Annotated in this window: 17 protein-coding genes; 12 read left to right on the top strand and 5 right to left on the bottom strand. The window is 55.5% G+C overall.

Annotated features, from left to right (window positions below):
* A complete protein-coding gene (locus M2407_RS08625; RefSeq protein WP_259217635.1) occupies positions 1-2334 on the bottom strand; it encodes a molybdopterin-dependent oxidoreductase in 2334 nt (777 codons plus the stop codon).
* Between the two features lie 464 nt (positions 2335-2798).
* Between M2407_RS08625 and lpxO the strand changes: the two genes are divergently transcribed.
* Positions 2799-3701, top strand: a complete 903-nt coding sequence (lpxO, locus tag M2407_RS08620; RefSeq protein WP_020827473.1) for a lipid A hydroxylase LpxO — start codon at positions 2799-2801, stop codon at positions 3699-3701.
* A gap of 34 nt (positions 3702-3735) precedes the next feature.
* On the opposite strand, the gene chaA is transcribed toward lpxO, so the two are convergent.
* Both chaA and M2407_RS08610 read right to left on the bottom strand, forming a co-directional pair.
* Positions 3736-4836 (bottom strand): sodium-potassium/proton antiporter ChaA, encoded by a 1101-nt coding sequence (gene chaA, locus M2407_RS08615; RefSeq protein ID WP_020827472.1) that lies wholly within the window; start codon positions 4834-4836, stop codon positions 3736-3738.
* Positions 4837-5150: 314 nt separating this feature from the next.
* Entirely contained in the window at positions 5151-5969 is an 819-nt protein-coding gene (locus M2407_RS08610) for a siderophore-interacting protein (protein WP_259217633.1), read from the bottom strand.
* Between the two features lie 129 nt (positions 5970-6098).
* Between M2407_RS08610 and chaB the strand changes: the two genes are divergently transcribed.
* From chaB to M2407_RS08555, 11 genes are all read left to right on the top strand, one after another.
* Positions 6099-6326, top strand: coding sequence for a putative cation transport regulator ChaB (gene chaB / locus M2407_RS08605; protein WP_115060997.1), 228 nt, complete (start codon positions 6099-6101; stop codon positions 6324-6326).
* Positions 6327-6582: 256 nt separating this feature from the next.
* A complete protein-coding gene (locus M2407_RS08600; protein WP_020827469.1) occupies positions 6583-7278 on the top strand; it encodes a gamma-glutamylcyclotransferase in 696 nt (231 codons plus the stop codon).
* 300 nt (positions 7279-7578) lie between these two features.
* Positions 7579-8532 (top strand): HTH-type transcriptional regulator Cbl, encoded by a 954-nt coding sequence (gene cbl, locus M2407_RS08595; RefSeq protein ID WP_020827468.1) that lies wholly within the window; start codon positions 7579-7581, stop codon positions 8530-8532.
* Positions 8533-8624: 92 nt separating this feature from the next.
* Positions 8625-8837: a hypothetical protein gene (locus tag M2407_RS08590; RefSeq protein ID WP_259217632.1), complete on the top strand. Its 213-nt coding sequence runs from the start codon at positions 8625-8627 to the stop codon at positions 8835-8837.
* A gap of 182 nt (positions 8838-9019) precedes the next feature.
* Complete coding sequence (locus tag M2407_RS08585; RefSeq protein ID WP_130016321.1) at positions 9020-9805, top strand: ATP-grasp domain-containing protein; 786 nt, start codon at positions 9020-9022, stop codon at positions 9803-9805.
* 389 nt (positions 9806-10194) lie between these two features.
* Positions 10195-11763 carry an ABC transporter substrate-binding protein gene (locus M2407_RS08580; RefSeq protein ID WP_149572757.1) on the top strand — a complete coding sequence of 523 codons (1569 nt, stop codon included), beginning with the start codon at positions 10195-10197 and terminating at the stop codon, positions 11761-11763.
* Positions 11763-12815 carry an ABC transporter permease gene (locus tag M2407_RS08575; RefSeq protein ID WP_048760232.1) on the top strand — a complete coding sequence of 351 codons (1053 nt, stop codon included), beginning with the start codon at positions 11763-11765 and terminating at the stop codon, positions 12813-12815. The genes M2407_RS08580 and M2407_RS08575 overlap by 1 nt, the downstream gene beginning before the upstream one ends.
* Positions 12812-13681 (top strand): ABC transporter permease, encoded by an 870-nt coding sequence (locus tag M2407_RS08570; RefSeq protein ID WP_020827463.1) that lies wholly within the window; start codon positions 12812-12814, stop codon positions 13679-13681. Before M2407_RS08575 ends, M2407_RS08570 begins: the two co-directional genes overlap by 4 nt.
* Complete coding sequence (locus M2407_RS08565) at positions 13671-14507, top strand: ABC transporter ATP-binding protein (protein WP_020827462.1); 837 nt, start codon at positions 13671-13673, stop codon at positions 14505-14507. The genes M2407_RS08570 and M2407_RS08565 overlap by 11 nt, the downstream gene beginning before the upstream one ends.
* A complete protein-coding gene (locus tag M2407_RS08560; RefSeq protein ID WP_142815054.1) occupies positions 14504-15175 on the top strand; it encodes an ABC transporter ATP-binding protein in 672 nt (223 codons plus the stop codon). Before M2407_RS08565 ends, M2407_RS08560 begins: the two co-directional genes overlap by 4 nt.
* 134 nt (positions 15176-15309) lie before the next feature.
* Entirely contained in the window at positions 15310-16884 is a 1575-nt protein-coding gene (locus M2407_RS08555) for an ABC transporter substrate-binding protein (RefSeq protein ID WP_259217625.1), read from the top strand.
* A gap of 16 nt (positions 16885-16900) precedes the next feature.
* Here M2407_RS08555 and M2407_RS08550 read toward each other — a convergent pair whose 3' ends face one another.
* Together M2407_RS08550 and M2407_RS08545 are read right to left on the bottom strand one after the other, a co-directional pair.
* The gene (locus tag M2407_RS08550) at positions 16901-17467 is read right to left on the bottom strand and encodes a YbhB/YbcL family Raf kinase inhibitor-like protein (RefSeq protein WP_020827459.1); all 567 of its coding nucleotides are present in this window, start codon (positions 17465-17467) and stop codon (positions 16901-16903) included.
* A gap of 100 nt (positions 17468-17567) precedes the next feature.
* On the bottom strand, positions 17568-18197 hold the full coding sequence (locus M2407_RS08545; RefSeq protein WP_244995227.1) for an A24 family peptidase: 630 nt from the start codon (positions 18195-18197) through the stop codon (positions 17568-17570).
* Positions 18198-18567 lie beyond the last annotated feature (370 nt).

Raw genomic sequence — 18567 nt, 5'->3', positions numbered from 1 at the left:
TTATGCCTCCGCCCGGACGTCGACCAGGGTGCTGTTACAGCAATGACCGTTGCCCAGCACTTCCGCATGGTCGTTGGTGACGTGGCTGCTGCTGCCGCCTTGCTGTTCCCACCAGCCGTTATCCAGGCATACCACGCCGCGTTTGATTTGACGCGTTACCACCGCCAATGCCCGGTGTTCTCCACGGTGATTAAAAGCAATCGCCCATTCACCGTTCCTGATATGGCGGCTGGCGGCATCATCCGGATGGATCATGATATTGGGCTGATTGCGCTGCACCTCGAGGATCCATTCATTCATGCCGTGGCTGGAGTGGATGCTGCGCGCCAGCTTGCGCTGAACGGCCATTAATGGATATGTTTTCGCCAACTCCGGCGAGCCTTTCGGCGACTCTTTCACCTGCATATAGGTCACAATCGGCGGGAAATCCTTCTTCTGCCACTCTTCGATAAAGAAGTGGGCCTTTTTGGTCGGAGTGCGAAAAATACCGTCTTTGAACGGGATCCACGGCGTGGGGGCGGGTTTAATCGGTCCTTTACGTAGCTGTTCGATAGTGAGGCCGGTTCCGGCCAAACAGTTTTCTATATAGTGTTCGATCGGCTGGTTAAACACCTCGCCGAAGCCGAAGCGTTCCGCCAACCGGGCAAAAATCCAGTAATCCGGTTTGGCCTCCGCCACCGGTTCTACCGCCTTTTCCATCAGTTGGACATAGTGGCTGCGAACGCCGGCCATCAGGCTGAGATCTTCAAAGATGGTGGTGACCGGCAACACCAGATCGGCATACAGCGTGGTGGAACTCATCAGGTTATCGGCCACGACGACAAACGGCACCTTCTTCAGGGCTTTCTTCACCATATTGGTGTTGGGCAACTGGGTCAGCGCGCCCATGGTCATGATCCACCAAAAGTTAATCGGGTGAGGGCGACCGTTGACAATCCACTCGCCGGTTTTGGCGACCGGTATCGGCGGAATTTTTTGTACGTTGGGTGCCGGAGGCAGCGGCGGACTGAACTTCATCATTTGTTTGGCGCCGCCCGCGTCGCAGACTCCGCCACCGGCTTTGCCCATATTGCCGGTCAGCAGCGCCAGATAAAACTGGCTGGCCGCCACGTAGGTGCCGAATTCGGTGCGCTGAGCGCCGGACATGTTCTGTACGATCATCGAAGGTGTATTGCTGGCATATTCACGCGCCAAACGGAGCAGGGTGGCCGCCGGGATGTCGCTTTCCGCCGCCACTTTCTCGACGGTCCAGGGAGCCGACTCCTGACGGATCAGTTCAAATACCGTGGTATAAGCCGCATCGGCAGGCAATTCGGCCTGGGTGAGCGCCGGGACGATGGTGGGTGTGTCATGGCGTACCAGACGGCGGCTTAGGGTGTCGTACACCAGATAGCTTTCTTTGTCCTGCGGATCTTCTCTGAGCTGTTTTTGCTGGGGGTTCACCAGATAAACGGCCCCGGTGTGTCGCCGCAGGAAGTCAGCGTCGTAGCGCTGTTCTTCGATGATGATTTTGATCATCCCCAGTGCCAACGCGGTGTCGGTGCCGGGAACGATAGGGATCCACTCATCGGCTTTGGCGGCGGTTTCGTTAAAGCGGGGATCGATCACCACCAGCCGCGCGCCTCTTTCCTGCGCCTTAATATATTCTTTGAAATAGGCCTGCATGGTCACGGCCGGATTATTGCCCCAGCACAGAATGTAGCGGCTGTCGGCAATGGTGTCGCGCATATCCGCGTAGCGCAGGCCAAGCATCGGGATCATGGCGGCGGTCACCGCAGAACAGCATAAGGAACCGGAGCGTTTTGTCGCCCCGCCGAGGTAATCAAAGAAGGCTTTCCCCATGTCGTTTTTAATGGAATCCATATTCCCGGCATGGCTTGAAATTAACAGGCCTTTATTACCGTGACTGGCAAGAGTATTACGAATATTAAGTTCAACCAGATCGAGCGCCTCATCCCAGGATATGGGTTTGAATTTCCCTTCACCTTTTTCCCCCACCCGAAGCAAAGGCGTTTTAACCCGCTGTTGGTGATAGACCCATTTGGTCCGGCTGATGCCGCGCAGGCAGCATTTGACGTTAAAATCTTTGCTGGCCTCTATTTTTTTGAGCTCCCCCTGATAGACATAAGCCGTTAAATTACAATGTAAACACTCCATCGCGCAGGTTGAACGAAACGTCTGGTAGTCACTGAGTTTGAGACGCACCCGGGGCAGGGGTTTGCCCTTGTCCATTGCCATGGAAAATACGCAGGGCGATATGCTGGCCAGCCCAATCACGCCAAGCCCTTTTAACAAGGTTCGGCGATTCATTCTGATGTCAGATATATTTTTCATGATGTATTCCGTACGTATTATTTGTTTTTATTATTGTTTAATGGCTTGCCTTGGGATTAATCAGGCTCCCTGAGTTAATCATGGTTGAATTGCTGCACACTGATCAAAATCAAATTAGTCATTTATTATTCTGGAGTGAATAACGGATATCGTTAATAACCCAAGCCTGAAATACCTGCTTATTTTTATATCAAAGGCTATTTTATCTAACCCGGAGGGCGGGCAGTCATCGGTTTGGGCGCCAACCAGCAAATCGACAGAGGGCAAGCGGTTCCCGCCCATAACGCCGGCTCGTTTAGCCTTTGTGTAAACTATTGTGGTTTTTTGTATAGATTTTTGTTGGTTTAGCGTTAATGCTTAGGGGTGTTCCAGACGGGCGCAACAACTTATTGGCCTAAAGGAAATATCTGGGGTGCACGCCGGATGGGCGTGCAAGGTATTGGGATCTTCAATGCGGTTCAATCATGAAATATATTATTTTACTTCTATTTATTTTATGCGTTGTGTATGTCCATTACCGTGGGCGGGTGCGTTACACCTTCTGGCGGCAGCTCTCCGATCATTCCACATTTACTGCTCCGCTGAACGTTTTCATGTACCTGTTTTCACGCGTACCGACCACGCCCTATCTGCAGCCGGAGCAATTCCCGGAATTGCAGGCGCTGCGGGATAACTGGCAAAGCATCCGCGATGAAGGTCGGCAACTGATGGCTATCCAGCAGATTAAAGCTTCGGACCAATATAATGATGCCGGTTTCAATTCATTCTTCAAAACCGGCTGGAAGCGCTTCTATTTGAAGTGGTATGAAGACAACCACCCGTCGGCGATGAGCCTGTGCCCGCAGACTACCGCACTGTTGCGCAGCCTGCCTTCGGTCAAGGCGGCGATGTTTGCCGAACTGCCGGATGGCAGCCGCCTGCCACGCCACCGCGATCCCTACGCCGGTTCACTGCGTTACCATCTGGGGCTGATCACACCGAATGACGACCGTTGCTTCATCGAAGTGGATGGCGAACGCTACAGCTGGCGCGACGGGGAGGCGGTGATGTTCGACGAAACCTACCTGCATTACGCCGAAAACCAGAGTGGGCAGAACCGGTTGATTCTGTTTTGCGATATAGAGCGACCAATGCGTTTCCGCTGGGCACAGGGCATTAACCACTGGCTGGGGCGCAACCTGATGAGCGCGGCTACCGCACCCAATGAAGAGGGCGATCGTACCGGTGGCGTCAACAAGTTGTTCAAGTATATCTATGCGGTACGCAAGGTGGGGAAACGGCTGAAGGCGTGGAACCGAACCGGGTACTACATCATTAAATGGATTTTGTTTGGCGGTATCGCGGCGGGTATTTTTTTCGCGATTTAAAAAGGGAGGGCGCTACGAAAGCGCCCTCCGGCAATCAGGCAAAAATGGTCATCATATAGGCGGCAAACAGCGCCAGGTGCGCGGTGCCGTTCAGCACGTTGGTTCTGCCGGTCGAGAATGACAGCTGGCACAGCAGCAACACGGTCAGCATCACGACGATATGCGGCGTCTGCAGGCCGAAGATCAGCGTTTGCCCGGTCAGGGTGGCGATGATGGTTACCGCCGGTACCGTCAGGGAGATGGTCGCCAGTACCGAGCCGAAGAACAGGTTCATCGCACGTTGAACCTGATTGTTCAACACCGCGCGCAGTGCCCCCAGGCCTTCTGGCGACAGGATCAACAGCGCGACCAGGAAGCCGGTAAACTGCGCAGGAGCATTCACCTTGGTCAGCAAACCTTCCAACGGGTTGGCGTTGAACTTGGTCACGGCGATCACCGCAATCAAATGCACCACCAGCCAGCCGGCATGCCAGGCACTGCTGTGCGAAGAAGGTTTGCCGTGGTGCGGGTCACCGTCGTCATCTTCGTGCTCGTAGACAAACAGGCTCTGGTGGGTTTTGGTCTGGATCACCAGGAACACGCCGTACATGGCGGCGGAAATCACCGCGACCAGCAGCGCCTGCCCAGTGCTGAAGTTGCCGCCCGGCAGCGCACTGGGGAACACCAGTACGATCACCGCCAGCGGGAAAATCGCCATCAGATACTGTTTGATACCGCCCAGATTGACGTATTGGGTGGCGAATTTGCGACCGCCCAGCAATAAAGCGAAGCCCACCAGACCGGCGCTGACAATCATAATGATGGAGTAAAGCGTGTCGCGCATCAGTGCCGGTGCGGCGTCGCCGGTGGCCATCAGCGCAGAAATCAGGCTCACTTCCAGAATAACCACCGACAGGCTGAGGATCAGCGAGCCATAGGGTTCACCCAGACGGTGAGCCAGCACGTCGGCGTGGCGCACAACGCTGAACGCGCTGCTGAGAATACCGACCAGGGCAATGATGTTAATGCCGACGATCAGCGGGAAATTGCTGGTACTGCCCCACAGGTTCAACACCACCAAGGCGGCGATGGGGAAAAGCAGCGAGTACTCAGTGTGGCGGGATTTGGATCGGCCAGGATCGTTTTGCGACTTCATTTCGATGGTACTCCTTCTCAAACAGCGTGGTCCCGTCATCGCTGACTGCCGTTAAGGGCAATTATGCGCATCCAGAATGTATTTATATTTAATAATAATAGGATACACCCGCAGGCTTGTGCCGGGGAATGATGTGATGTTGTTTTACTTGTAAAAGCAAAAGCTTGCTTTCTGTGACTAGGTTAACAAAAAAACCGCATTGGATGCGGTTTTATTTACTTACTTTTACGTAGTGAGATGAGTTTTCTTCATTAACGGCACATAAATTGCAGTTTGTAGCTGCGCTGCTTGATTAATAAAGGGGAAAATCACAGTCAATCGTCAATATTGTCCATGATTTCATGCCGTTTATTATGATAACCCTCTTCGTTTAACCCCTCACGCCAGTAAGGTACGGCATAAAGCTGATTACGGTCACATTGGCGCTCGCGGCGCAGGTAACGGCGCAGGTCTACCACCAAACGATCTTCCCCGGCCAGCCAATACTGGATTTTTGTCTCAGGTAGCGGCAATGAGCAAAATTGCGTCAGCAACTCGGCGGTTTTTTCGGTGCCGCCGATAATCCAGCTCAGTTCGAAGCCTGCCGGTTTTTTCAGATCGATAACGTCAGCCGCAGTGTCGACGCGGATAAAGGCGTGGCCTTCGCTACGTGCCGGTAACCCTTCCAGCAAGGCCGCCAGCGCGGGCAAGGAGGAAGGATCGCCGGCCAGACAGTAGAAATCGGCCTCTGGCAGCATAGGTTTAGGACCGCCCGGGTTACTGATGCCGATTTTATCGCCTGCTTTGGCCGATCGCGCAAAGTTAACCGCCGGGCCGCTGTGATCGTGAATGGCGAATTCAATGTCGACTTCCGCCAGCTCCGGACGTACTGCGCGAATCGAATAGGTGCGGACAATCGGACGAACCGCATCGGCCGCCCAGCGAGGGCCGTTTTCGGTCAGCGTCGGCAGATCCGGCTGCGTCTGACCTTCGAGCGGCAGGAAAACCTTGATGTGCGCGGCGGCGGCGTTTGCCGGGTAATAACGCAGGTCCGGGGCGGTGAAAGTGATGCGGCGCAGGTGCGGGGTAACATCGCGAATCGCGCTGACAGCAATCAGGTAGGGTGCGCGTGAGCGTGGGGCTTCGGTAGTCACGGGGTTCTCCTTATGTTCGTTTGGCGAGGAGTATAACATGCCATGTGATAATGAGAATTGTTTGCTAATTGAGGCGGGCGGAGGTGTCATCTAAGCTTAAGGTTCACTGAATATCTGCGGGAGGAAATGATGCCCTACAACAGCACAAATGCCTTGCCGGACAACGTCAAACACGTGTTGCCGGCCCATGCGCAAGAGATCTATAAGGAAGCTTTTAACAGCGCCTGGGATCAATATAGCGATCCGGATGACCGGCGCGGCGACGATAGCCGAGAGGAAACCGCCCACAAGGTAGCTTGGGCGGCGGTGAAGCAAAGCTACCGCAAAGGTGATGACGACCGCTGGCACAAAAAGTAAGGCGCTCCCCGGCGCCTTTGTGCGTCGGTAAATCATGAAATCCGAACCTATTACGCGGGCAATTAATATTATTGCTGCTGAGTACAAATACTTTTTCACTTTAAAGCTCTTTTGAAACTTGATTGCTCACTGAGAAAAGAATAAGGTCATTATTATCGCGGGAAGATTATTGTATTAATATAATTCCGCACTTAATAAATAAGATTGAACAGTGGCGAGGGAGTATGGGCAATCCTATTCCCGGGAGGTTGTTAAGGTGTTAACGCGAGATTTTCTGCAAAATGCGGATTGCAAAACTGCATTCGGCACCATTGAGGAGTCGCTGTTACTGACATCAGAGCAGCGGGCGGCCTCGTTGGATTGTACTTTATCCCGTCGGCCGGATAACAGCCCGGTGTGGGTCTTCGGCTACGGTTCACTGATGTGGAATCCGGTGTTTGAATCCGAAGAGGTGCGGCCGGCCACGCTGCAAGGCTGGCACCGCGCCTTCTGTTTGCGGCTTACCGCCGGGCGCGGCACCTTGCACCAGCCGGGGCGGATGCTGGCGTTAAAAGAAGGCGGCCATACCACCGGTTTGGCGTTTCGCCTGCCGGAAGCCAAGCTGCGCGAAGAGCTGGAACTGCTGTGGAAACGCGAAATGGTCACCGGCTGTTATTTGCCGACCTGGTGCGATCTCACCTTGGCAGACGGCGAAGTGGTGACCGCGCTGGTGTTTGTCATGAACCCGCAGCACCCGCTGTTTGAAGAAGATACCAGCCATCAGGTGATAGCCCCCCTGATCGCCAGCGCCAGCGGGCCGCTGGGAACTAACGCCCAGTACCTGTTCTCGCTGGATAACGAGCTGAAAAACCACGGTATGCAGGACGACTGCATTGGCGATTTGGTCAGCTACGTGCAGCAATGGCTGCAGCAAAATACCTCCGGCCCTATCGGCGGAGAGGCAACTGCCTGATCCCGCTCATATGACGCTTTCGATAGGCTCAGCTTGCTGAGCCTTTTTTGGTTTATATATCTAATGCCTATATTTAATAACTTTATTTTGCATAAGCATTTAATCCACATTTTTAAAGTGGATATATATGTTGTTAATTTTAAAGCTATTCGATAATTTAAGATTAAAAAACAGCTAATTTGCAATGGTGAAAAATTCACTTAGCATGAAAATGCATAACTAAAGGTTATTTCTTATTTGTCCCCTCCCGCCAGACTCCGTATCACTGGTGTTAACAATATTGCTCGTCAGGGGGAGTGGATGAACTTTCAACAATTAAAAATTATTCGGGAATCGGCGCGTTGCAACTACAACCTGACCGAGGTGGCCAATACTTTATTTACCTCGCAGTCTGGGGTCAGTCGTCATATTCGGGAACTGGAAGAAGAACTGGGCATTGAGATATTTATCCGCCGCGGCAAGCGTTTATTGGGCATGACCGAACCGGGTAAAGAGCTGTTGGTGGTGGCGGAACGCATCCTGAACGATGCCAATAATATCCGCCGACTGGCGGATGTGTTCAGCAGCAACGACACCGGCCAGCTGCATATTGCGACCACCCATACGCAGGCGCGTTACAGCCTGCCGGGAGTGATTAAGGAGTTTCGTGCGCTGTACCCGCGGGTAAGGGTGGTGCTGAATCAGGGCAGTCCGGAAGAAATCGTCGCGATGTTGGCCTCGGGCGAAGCCGATATCGGTATTGCCAGTGAACGGCTGATGAGCGATGAATCTCTTGCGGCGTTCCCTTACTACCGCTGGCATCACACCATCCTGGTACCGGAAGGGCACGAACTGACCCGGCAACCGCAGGTGACGCTGGAAATGCTCAGTACCTTACCGTTGATAACCTATCGCCAGGGCATTACCGGTCGCTCACGGCTGGATAGCGCCTTCAAAGCCGCCGGGCTGACGCCGGACATTGCCTTAAGCGCTCAGGATTCCGACGTAATAAAAACCTATGTCGAGCTGGGGTTGGGGGTCGGCGTACTGGCGGACATGTCATATGAGAAAGAGCGCGATCATGGGCTGGTCAGCCTTAACGCCGAGCACCTGTTCGAGCCCAATACCGTGTGGTTAGGTTTGAAACGCAGTCAGTTACAACGTAACTATGCCTGGCAGTTTATCCAGCTGTGCAACCCGACGCTGTCACTGACGGAAATCAAAGACAAGGTGTTCTCTTCACAGCTGGAAACGGTGATCGATTATCAGATTTGAGCATTGCGGCGACGGAAACAGCAGCGCAGATAGCAGGCGGGATACACGTTACGTATTTGCGCTGACCTGTTCTACAGGGGCAGGAGTCTGGCGTGCAGAAGTCAATCGCTGATGGAGGTTCTGCTGTTGTACAGGCCTTTATTTTCGAACCCTTTACTGACACTGCCAATCGCTACTTTCGTCTTTTCATTGATATCAACGCCAGGGATGGCTTGTCCTTTGGCCCTTTCTGGGCGCTGAAAGATTATTTTGTTACCGGGAAAGTACCTACTCTGCATTTTGAGCCTTGCAAGGTGAGGCTCTGACCCCAAACCAGGTGTCTGGATCGTAAAACACTCGGACTTTCACGCTTGATGTCACCGTATGAAAATTTGCTGGTGCCTTCGTCGAAAAATTTATGTTCTACTCATTGGCGTCACCACCATTTTATTCCATAAAATCAGCGTGATTCAGACTGACTGGATTTATTATTCCTATGGGGCCATACATGCAAATTATCTATCCTGATGATTATTCGAATTTGTGCAAACCGGATGAAACTTTTGAACTGGAGTATCTTTGTGCCCGGCAACGTGGGATACATTGCCTGTTACTTGCCTCAGAAGCGGCAGCGATGGGTAAATATCAGTTTTCGGCTCCCTTTGAGTCCGGTAGTCCCGTGGTCTGGCGAGGATGGATGCTGAACGCCGATGAATATCGTCAATTGTACGGTGCTGTGGCTGCACGGGGAGGGAAGATGCTCGAGTCCCCTGAAGAATATATCAGTAATCACTATATAACGGGTTGGTATGACCGCTGTAAGGCCTATACACCGGAAACTATTATAACCACAGCTGATGCTGATTTTGGGCGTCTCGTCAGCCAGCTTCAATGGCCCGCTTATTTTGTTAAGGACTACGTGAAATCCTTGACGACGTCCCGGGGCTCTGTGGCTAAGGATGCTCAGGAAGTCGCAGAAATTCTCAGCCTTATTGCGCATTTTCGAGGGAGTGTAGAAGGAGGGGTTAGCCTGAGGCGCGTTGAGGAATTTGTTAATAACACTGAGCGTCGCTATTTTTCGCTTAACGGGAGAGTGTTTTCATCCGACGATCAAATACCTGAATTTGTTTATGAGATTGCACGCTGCGTGGAGACTCCGTTTTATTCAATAGATATTGTAGAAAATACCCAGGGAGAATTGCGCCTGGTAGAGATTGGAGACGGGCAGGTATCAGATATTAAGGAGTGGGAAGCTGAAAAATTGATTGAGGCATTTTGCTTATCAGGTATTTAATGTATTGAAATGTAATAATTATCTACTCCACTGATACTGTGGCGACGGTGATTTCATTCAACCTGATTGTCGGGGCATGTCCGCTCGCCAACACCTGTAAGGCTCTTGGTTCGTCGTCTGTTACAACCTCAGATTGACGTTGTCAGTAGAATAGTAAGCCTGCCAAACGTGATGGCGCTTTATGAGGAGTGGTTACCGCCTGCATCGAAAAGATATATTTTGCCATAGTCCTTGCACAACTGACGGTATCCTCCCGCCTGCTTAATAATCAAAATCTCAGCTATAGACAGAAAAAGAATATCTATAGTTATTTAAGTACCTTCGCCTGCCGAGAGCTCTCACATACACTCGCGAAATTACTATAAATTCCATCCGCTTGGAGAGTTTTGATGAAAGCGTTCGTTCCCTCTTTGGTGTTTTTGGCCGTGGCGGCCAGTTTCAACGCACAGGCAGCAACCCCGGCAAACACGTTGGTGATTGCCCAGTCCATCGATGACGTGGTCAGTTTTGATCCGGCCCAGGGTTTTGAGTTAACCACGGTGCAGTCGTTCAACAGCCTCTACCAGCGGCTGATCCAGTCCGATCCCAAAAATCCTATCGAACTCAAACCGACGCTGGCCAGCGAATGGCAGGCGGGCAGCGATAACCGCAGCCTGACCTTCACTCTGCGGCCGGATGCCAAATTTTCCAGCGGCAATCCGCTGCGCCCGGAAGACGTGATTTTCTCACTGTCGCGGGTAGTGAAACTGAATCTGGAACCCTCGTTTATCCTCACCCAGTTGGGCTGGGACGCCAAGAACGTCGACCAGCACCTGACCAAGGTGGATGACAGGCGGGTCAAAATAAGCTGGAGCGAAAACGTCAGCCCAGCCTTTGTGCTTAGCCTGCTTTCGGCGCCGGTGTCTTCTATTGTCGATGCCAAAGAAGCCTTGTCGCATCAGCAGGGGGATGACCTGGGTCACCAATGGCTGAACAGCCATTCCGCAGGTAGCGGCCCGTATAAAATTCGCACCTACGTACCGCACGAAGTTGTAGTGCTCGACGCCAACCCAAGTTCACCGGAAGGCGCCCCGACGCTGAAGACTATCCTGATCAAGAACGTGCCGGATCCGGCCGCGCGTCGGTTGCTGATCGAACAGGGCGACGCCGATATCGCGCGTAATCTGGGTGCAGATCAGATGGCGGCGCTGAAAGGCAAGCCGGGCGTCAAGCCGTTGGCCATCCCTTACGCCTCACTTTATTTCCTGCAGTTCAACGCCAAGGCGTCACCGGCGCTGGGCAATCCGGCGTTCTGGGAAGCCGCGCGTTGGTTGTTCGACTATAAAGGCATTGCTGACGATCTGCTGAAGGGCCAGTTCCAGACCCATCAGGCGTTTCTGCCGGAAGGTTATCTGGGCGCACTGAAAGATCGCCCATACAGTTTTAACCCGCAAAAGGCCAAAGAGATCCTGGCGAAGGCCGGCCTGACCAACGTCAGCTTCAAGCTGGACGTCAACAATCAGCCGCCGTACCTGGATATCGCGCAGGCCTTGCAAGCCAGCTTTGCCCAGGGTGGGGTGAAGGTGGAACTGGTGCCGGGCCTCAGCGCGCAGGTTTCCACCAAGGTGAAATCCCTGAACTATGACGCGACCCTGACCTCCTGGGGGCCAGATTATTTTGACCCGAACACCAACGCCGCCGCCTTTGCCTATAACCCGGAAGACGGCAGCAAAACGCTGGCCTGGCGCGCCAACTGGCAGATCCCTGCGCTAAGCAAGCTGACGCTGGCAGCCACGGCGGAAAACGACACCGCCAAACGGGTTGCGGATTATCAACAGCTACAGCAGGCCGTGCAGCAGAGTTCGCCGTTTGTCATCGGCCTGCAGGCTCGCAGCCTGATTGCGGTACGTGACAACCTGAAAGGCTACGAGCAGGGCATCAACCCTGACATGGTGTTCTACAGCAAGGTCAGCAAGTAATGATAAGCCGTACCGCTTCCGCCGGGTTCGCCCGGCGCAGTTGGCGTTGGGGACGCCGGCTGCTTACCGGCTTGCTGTCATTGGCGCTGACGCTGCTTGGGCTACTGCTGTTCACCTTTATGCTCTCGCATCTGGCGCCGATCGATCCTACGTTGCAGATCGCCGGCGATCATGCCAGCGAGGCCACCTACGCACAGGTCCGTCACGACCTGGGGCTGGATCAGCCGTTGCCGGTGCAGTTCTGGCGCTATCTGGTGCACCTGGCGCACGGGGATATGGGGATATCGCGCATTACCGCCCAGCCGGTGCTGAGCGATCTGTTACGTACCTTCCCGGCCACGGTGGAACTGGCGACCTGCGCCATTATCCTCGGTGCGTTCGGCGGCATTACGCTGGCGTTTTTGGCGGTGATAAAACCGGGCAGTTGGCTGGATAACGCCGCGCGCCTGCTGTCGCTGATCGGCTATTCGGTGCCGATTTTCTGGCTCAGTCTGCTGGGGCTGCTGCTGTTTTACGCCACGCTGCACTGGTCGGCGGGGCCGGGGCGGCTGGACGATATCTACCTTTACAGCATGGAACCGCGCAGTGGATTTGTGCTGATCGACACCTGGCTGTCCGGCGATCGCGACATGTTCTACAACGCCATCAGTCACCTGTGGTTACCGGTGGTGGCGTTGGCGCTGTTGTCGATGGCGGGTATCACCCGCTTGCTGCGGGCGGCGATGCTGGAAGAGTGCAATAAAGAGTACGTCACCCTGGCACGATCCAAGGGGGCCAGCCGTACGCGTATTTTGGTGCGACACGTATTTCCCAACGTGCTCGGCACGCTGATCACCGTTCTCTCCCTGTCCTATGCCAGCCTGCTGGAAGGGGCGGTGCTGACCGAAACGGTGTTTGCCTGGCCGGGCGTGGGGCGTTACCTGACCACCGCGCTGTTTGCCGCCGATACCCCGGCCATTCTTGGCGCTACCTTGCTGATTGGCACCTGCTTTGTGGTGTTGAACGCGCTGGCCGATGCGCTGACCTATTTAGTGGACCCGCGAACCCGATGAGCCAATATCTTTCTGAACATGAACCCCAGAGCGAGCCTGCGGTCGGCTACCGCCAGCGCGGCAAACTCACCACGCTGACGCTCGGGGCGACGCTGGTGGCTGTGCTGATCCTGACCGCGCTGCTGGCTCCCTGGCTGGCGCCTTTCGACCCTAACTTGCAACACATCGAACTGCGCCTGTTGCCGCCGTCCTCCGGGCATTGGCTGGGGACCGACGGCTTTGGTCGCGACCTGTTATCGCGCGTGATTTATGGTGCACGGCCAACGTTGATCCTGGTGTCGTTAATCCTGCTGCTGACCATCCCGATTGGGCTGTTGGTGGGCATCAGCGCCGGTTATCTCGGCGGCTGGGTTGAGCGTATTCTGATGCGCGTCACCGATATTTTTCTGTCATTGCCCAGCCTGGTGATTGCGCTGGCCTTTGTCGCGGTATTGGGGCCGGGGCTGATGAACGGCGCACTGGCGCTGGCCTTGACCAGTTGGCCGGCTTTTGCCCGACAAGCCCGGGCGGAAACGCTGGCGCTGCGTCGCAGTGACTATCTGGCGGCGGCGCGTATGCAGGGCATCGGTGGGCTGCGGCTGATGGCGGGGCATATTTTACCCCTGTGCCTGCCAAGCGCAGTGGTGCGTGCGGCGCTGAGTTTGGGCGGGATAATTCTTTCCGCCGCGGGATTGGGTTTTCTCGGCATGGGCGTGGCCCCGCCGACCGCCGAGTGGGGCTCGATGGTGGCTGAGGGCAGCAAAGTGATTTTTGATCAGTGGTGGGTCGCCGCTGCACCGGGCGGGGCTATTCTGTTCGCCAGCCTGGCCTTTAACCTGCTGGGCGATGGCCTGCGCGATAAAATGGATCCTCGTCATGGACATTGATAACCCATTATTGACCGTCGAACGCCTGTCGGTGCTGTTACCGGCCTCGCCACCGTTGGTGAAAGGCATCTCTTTCAGCATGGGGCAGGAGCGGCTGGCGCTGGTGGGGGAGTCCGGTTCCGGCAAATCCCTGACCGCCCGCGCCCTGATGGGGCTGTTGCCACCGCCGTTACAGCTGCAGGCGCAGCGTCTGACGCTGGGCGACGACGATCTGACGCGCTTGAACGAGCGCCAGTGGAACCGGCTGCGCGGGAACAAGGTGGCCATGGTTATGCAGGATCCCAAGCACGCGCTGAATCCAACCCAGCCGATTGGGCGTCAGGTGGAGGAGCCGCTGCTGTTGCATACCCGCCTGGGCCGCGCCGAGCGGCGGGAGAAGGTGCTGGACATGCTGGCGGCGGTTGGCTTGCCCGATCCGCAGGCGCTGAGCCAGCGCTATCCGCATCAGCTGTCCGGCGGCATGGGGCAGCGAGTAATGTTGGCCATCGCATTAATCAACGATCCGCAGCTGTTGATTGCCGACGAACCGACTTCGGCACTGGATCACCAGATGCGCGATCAGGTGTTGCAACTGATCGAAAATCTGGTGGAGCAACGTAATATGGGCCTGATTTTGATCAGTCACGATTTACAGCAGGTGGCGCACTACTGCGAACGGGTGCTGGTGATGTACAAGGGCGAACTGTTGGATCAACTGCCTGCCGATCGTTTGGCCTCCGCCACCCATCCTTACACGCGCACGCTGTGGTCATGTCGGCCAAGCCGCGAGACTCACGGCAAAACGCTGCCGGTCCTGGATCGCGCACTGCTGGAGTCACTGAAATGAGCCTGATTACCCTGGAAAACCTCAGCGTCAGCCACCGCCAGGGCTATGAGATACGCACCGTGGTGCATGATGTCAATCTGCACATCGAACCGGGCGAGTGCTTCGGCCTGGTTGGCCCGTCCGGCTGCGGCAAGTCATCGCTGCTGTGGGTGTTGGCCGGGCTGAATGAAAACTGGAGCGGCGGTTTTCAACTGCTCGGCCGTGATTTGCAACCGGGCCGTCCTTTTACCGGTGATCTGCGGCGTGAGGTCCAGATGGTATTCCAGGACCCCTATGCCTCGTTACATCCCAAGCACCGATTGCTGCGCACGCTGGCGGAACCCCTAAAGTTGCTGAAAGAGCGCAATATCGAGCAGAAAATCAGCGCCGGTTTTCGCCAGGTGGGGCTGGATCCCAGGCTGTTGGACCGTTATCCGCACCAGCTTTCCGGTGGGCAACGTCAGCGGGTGGCGATCGTGCGCGCGCTGTTGCTGAAACCAAAGCTGTTGTTGCTGGATGAGCCGACTTCGGCACTGGACATGTCGGTGCAGGCGGAAATCCTCAACCTGCTGAACGAGCTGAAGCAGGCGGGCGATCTGACAATGATCCTGGTCAGCCATGATGCCGACGTGATTGACCACATGTGCGATCGTTCGGTGGCGATGGCGCATGGCCGGTTGGTGAACTGAAATCAGCCTGCCGTTCACTCGGCGGGCTTATTCATCTGCGTAATAAATAAAGCAATTTATAGTCGTTCTTCTGCTAAGCCGCTGCCCCTACACTCGCCAAATAACGCATCCGCGTGACTCTGGAGAGTGCATCAATGAAACGGCTAATCCCAACGTTATTGTTCAGTGCCCTGGCGGCGAGCTTCGGCGCACAGGCCGCCACCCCGAAAGACACGCTGGTGGTGGTCAGTTCGCTGGAAGGCATCATCAGTCTTGATCCTGCCGAAAGCTTTGAAACCGTCAGTTCGGCCAACCTGGTCAATCTGTATCAGCGCCTGCTGACACCGGATCGGACCACGCCGGAAAAGCTGGCGCCGGAGCTGGCCAGCAGCTGGCAAACGGGGGCAGACGGCCACAGTTTGATATTTACCCTGAACGCCAACCAACGGTTTGCCTCCGGCAACCCGGTACGCCCGGAGGATGTGATCTTCTCACTGGTGCGGGCGGTGAAACTGAACAAGGCACCGTCGTTTATCCTTGGTGAATTCGGCTGGACGCCGGAAAACGTCGAGAGTCAGTTGAAGAAACTGGGCGATAACCAGGTGCAGCTAAGCTGGTCGGCCAATATCGGCAGTGGGCTGGCACTGCGGCTGTTAACCGCGCCGGTGGCGTCGATAGTCGATGAAAAGCTGCTCAGCCAGCACGGTCTGCAGGGGGACTTCGGCAATGCCTGGCTGCGTTCGAACTCAGCCGGTGCCGGCCCTTATCGCGTCAGCAACTATGTACCGCACGAGGCGCTGTTGTTCAGCCGCAATGATTACGCTCAACCGCAGGCCAAGCTGAAAACGGTGCTGCTGAAAAACGTCAGCGATGCCGGCACCCGCCGTTTATTGCTGCTGAAAGGGGATGCTGACGTGGCCTACGATCTGGGGGCCGATCAATTCAACTCGCTGCGTAATGAAAAGGGCATCAGGATTGAGCAGCGCGATTCGGCCAAAGTCTATTACCTGGGGTTCAATACCGGCAGCAAGCAGGTACCGGCTTTGAGTAATCCGGCCTTGTGGCAGGCGGCACGCTGGCTGGTGGATTACCAGACGATTGCCGACAACCTGTTGAAGGGGCAGTATCGCGTACACCAGGCATTCCTGCCGCAGGGGTTGGATGGCGCCTTGGATAATCAACCTTTTAAGCTCGACGTGGCCAAAGCCAAACAGATTCTGCATGACGCGGGTATCGCCGAAGGAACGCGTATTGATCTGATCGTCATCAATCAGCCGCCGTATACCGATATCGCCCAGGCGCTGCAGGCCAGCTTTGCCAAGGCCGGTTTGCAGTTGGACATTCATCCGGTAGTGGAGAGCGATCTGTGGGGCAAAATGCGCGGCCGTGATTTCCAGGCCATCTTCACCTACTGGGGGGCCGACTATCTGGATCCTAACACCAACGCCAGCGCCTTCGCTTACAACGTGCCGAATGGGCCGAAAACCCTGGCCTGGCGTACGCAATGGAACATCCCGACATTGAGTGCGGAAACCCGTGCAGCCGCGGCAGAGGGGGATGCTGCAAGCCGCGCCGCGCGTTACGTCACGTTGCAGCGCGAACTGCAGACCAGTTCCCCTTACGTTGTGGCCTTACAGGGGCAAACCCTGGTGGCGCTGCGCGATAATGTTAAAGATGCGCATGTGGATATCGCCAACAGCATGCTGTATCTGGATCGCGTGAGTAAGTAGGCCACCCCGGCACCGGTTATTGACCGAAACGACCGATAATACCCGCACCGCCCTTGGCGTGGCCCTGCAATTTTTCCAACAGCTGTTCGCGGGTTAACCCTGGCCCCAGCGCATGGGGCGGGAGATCGGTGGCGATCAGCACGAAGGTATAGTGGTGCAACCCAGAGCCTGCCGGTGGGCATGGGCCGTGATACACCGCGGTACCCGGTGAGTTCTTGCCGCCGACAAAGCCTTTGCCCTGGGTAAGATCGCCTTCAGCGAAACCCTGAGCCGTGGCTGGAATACCGTAGGCCACCAAGTGGCTGGCGCCCAATCCGGCACGGCCCTCGGGATCGGACACCAGCAAGGCGAAGCTGGTAGTGCCCGCCGGCGGGTTGGCCCAGTTCAGCGCAGGTGAAACATTGTCGCCGGTGCAACTGGCGTTGCCCGGGGTGGCCCCGGCATATTTCTGGGCCAGCATGCCGCCATCCTGAAACGCCGATGAGCTGAGGGTAAAGGTACCGGCAGCCTGCGCCGCGAACGACAGCGAACCGGAAAGTAATGCCGCGCTGAGCGCGAGAGCAGATAAACCACGACCGATCATACAGCCTCCTGTGTTTGGTTAAATAAAGCATAGTGGTGCAGAGACAGGCTCGCTATAACAGCCTGGCCAACAGTCGGCTATAACAGCGCCAACCACGGCATTAATCCGCCATGGGGGTGAAATAAGCTGAAATGAGAGAATTTCCCTTGATGAAGGGCGTGATATCCATGTCGGCCATCGTAAGCAGGGTAAACCAGCCGGAAAGCGCCAGATAAAGGCCGAACGGCAGCGGGGCATCTCTGCCGGTGCTGCGGCGTAACTGGGCCACAATCGCAACGCATAAGCCTGCCGTGGCTGCGCCGGTCACCAACATGGGCAGGGCAGACCAGCCACTCCAGGCCCCCAGGGCCGCCAGCAATTTAAAGTCGCCCTGGCCGATACCCTCCGTTTTCCGCCGAAGGCGATAAAGGGCGTTAAGCCACCATAGCGACAGATAGCCGGCGACGGCCCCGATCACTGCTTCGTCGAGCGAGGTAAAGCAGCCTTGCTGATTGGCCAGCAGTCCGGCCCATAACAGCGGTTGCGTCAGGCGATCCGGTAACAGCCTGTGCCGCCAGTCGATAAGCGCCAGCGCGAGCAGCAGGGTCGCCACCGGCAGCAAGCTGATTCGCTGTAGCGGCGATAGGCTAAAAGGCAATGCCGCCAGTCCGGCGCAGGCGGCTATCAACATCAGAGTGCGGGTTTTTAGCGGCGGCAGGCGTTGCCCCACGTCCTGAGGCACGGAATGCATAAGCCATCTGGCGAGGACCGCCGACAGTAACATGGCCATAATAAACAGGCCGCGAAACCAGAGGTCCCCCTGCGGTTCGTTAAACATAAGCATCCTTGCTGAACTGAAATTAACGTTCAAAATAGCGGCAAAATGGGTTTTACAGCAGAGCAGGTGCCAGGTAATGACGCGCTTTGCGCAGGCGATCGCAAAGCATTGTTTATAGCCAGGTAAAATACGTTGAAAATGAGGGTTTCCGCGCATAATCAACGCATTACTGCGTTTTATGAAAAGATGAATGCCGATTAATCAGGCAAAATCTGCGATGAAATTTAGTGAATTTATCCTGACCGACGGCGAGTGTTCGGCGCGTTCGGGAATGACCACGCTT

Origin of the sequence: Serratia sp. BIGb0234, from assembly GCF_024809915.1 — a bacterium.
Classification (GTDB): domain Bacteria; phylum Pseudomonadota; class Gammaproteobacteria; order Enterobacterales; family Enterobacteriaceae; genus Serratia; species Serratia liquefaciens.
Note: the sequence above shows the minus strand (reverse complement) of the source record. Positions and strands in the feature narration are given on the sequence as shown.

Coding starts and splice junctions, on each gene's coding strand:
- M2407_RS08565 (WP_020827462.1), top strand. CDS start 13,671: ATGGACATTGATAACCCATTATTGACCGTCGAACGCCTGTCGGTGCTG.
- M2407_RS08580 (WP_149572757.1), top strand. CDS start 10,195: ATGAAAGCGTTCGTTCCCTCTTTGGTGTTTTTGGCCGTGGCGGCCAGT.
- M2407_RS08625 (WP_259217635.1), bottom strand. CDS start 2,334: ATGAAAAATATATCTGACATCAGAATGAATCGCCGAACCTTGTTAAAA.
- M2407_RS08545 (WP_244995227.1), bottom strand. CDS start 18,197: ATGCATTCCGTGCCTCAGGACGTGGGGCAACGCCTGCCGCCGCTAAAA.
- M2407_RS08585 (WP_130016321.1), top strand. CDS start 9,020: ATGCAAATTATCTATCCTGATGATTATTCGAATTTGTGCAAACCGGAT.
- M2407_RS08560 (WP_142815054.1), top strand. CDS start 14,504: ATGAGCCTGATTACCCTGGAAAACCTCAGCGTCAGCCACCGCCAGGGC.
- chaA (WP_020827472.1), bottom strand. CDS start 4,836: ATGAAGTCGCAAAACGATCCTGGCCGATCCAAATCCCGCCACACTGAG.
- M2407_RS08570 (WP_020827463.1), top strand. CDS start 12,812: ATGAGCCAATATCTTTCTGAACATGAACCCCAGAGCGAGCCTGCGGTC.
- M2407_RS08555 (WP_259217625.1), top strand. CDS start 15,310: ATGAAACGGCTAATCCCAACGTTATTGTTCAGTGCCCTGGCGGCGAGC.
- M2407_RS08550 (WP_020827459.1), bottom strand. CDS start 17,467: ATGATCGGTCGTGGTTTATCTGCTCTCGCGCTCAGCGCGGCATTACTT.
- lpxO (WP_020827473.1), top strand. CDS start 2,799: ATGAAATATATTATTTTACTTCTATTTATTTTATGCGTTGTGTATGTC.
- M2407_RS08575 (WP_048760232.1), top strand. CDS start 11,763: ATGATAAGCCGTACCGCTTCCGCCGGGTTCGCCCGGCGCAGTTGGCGT.
- chaB (WP_115060997.1), top strand. CDS start 6,099: ATGCCCTACAACAGCACAAATGCCTTGCCGGACAACGTCAAACACGTG.
- cbl (WP_020827468.1), top strand. CDS start 7,579: ATGAACTTTCAACAATTAAAAATTATTCGGGAATCGGCGCGTTGCAAC.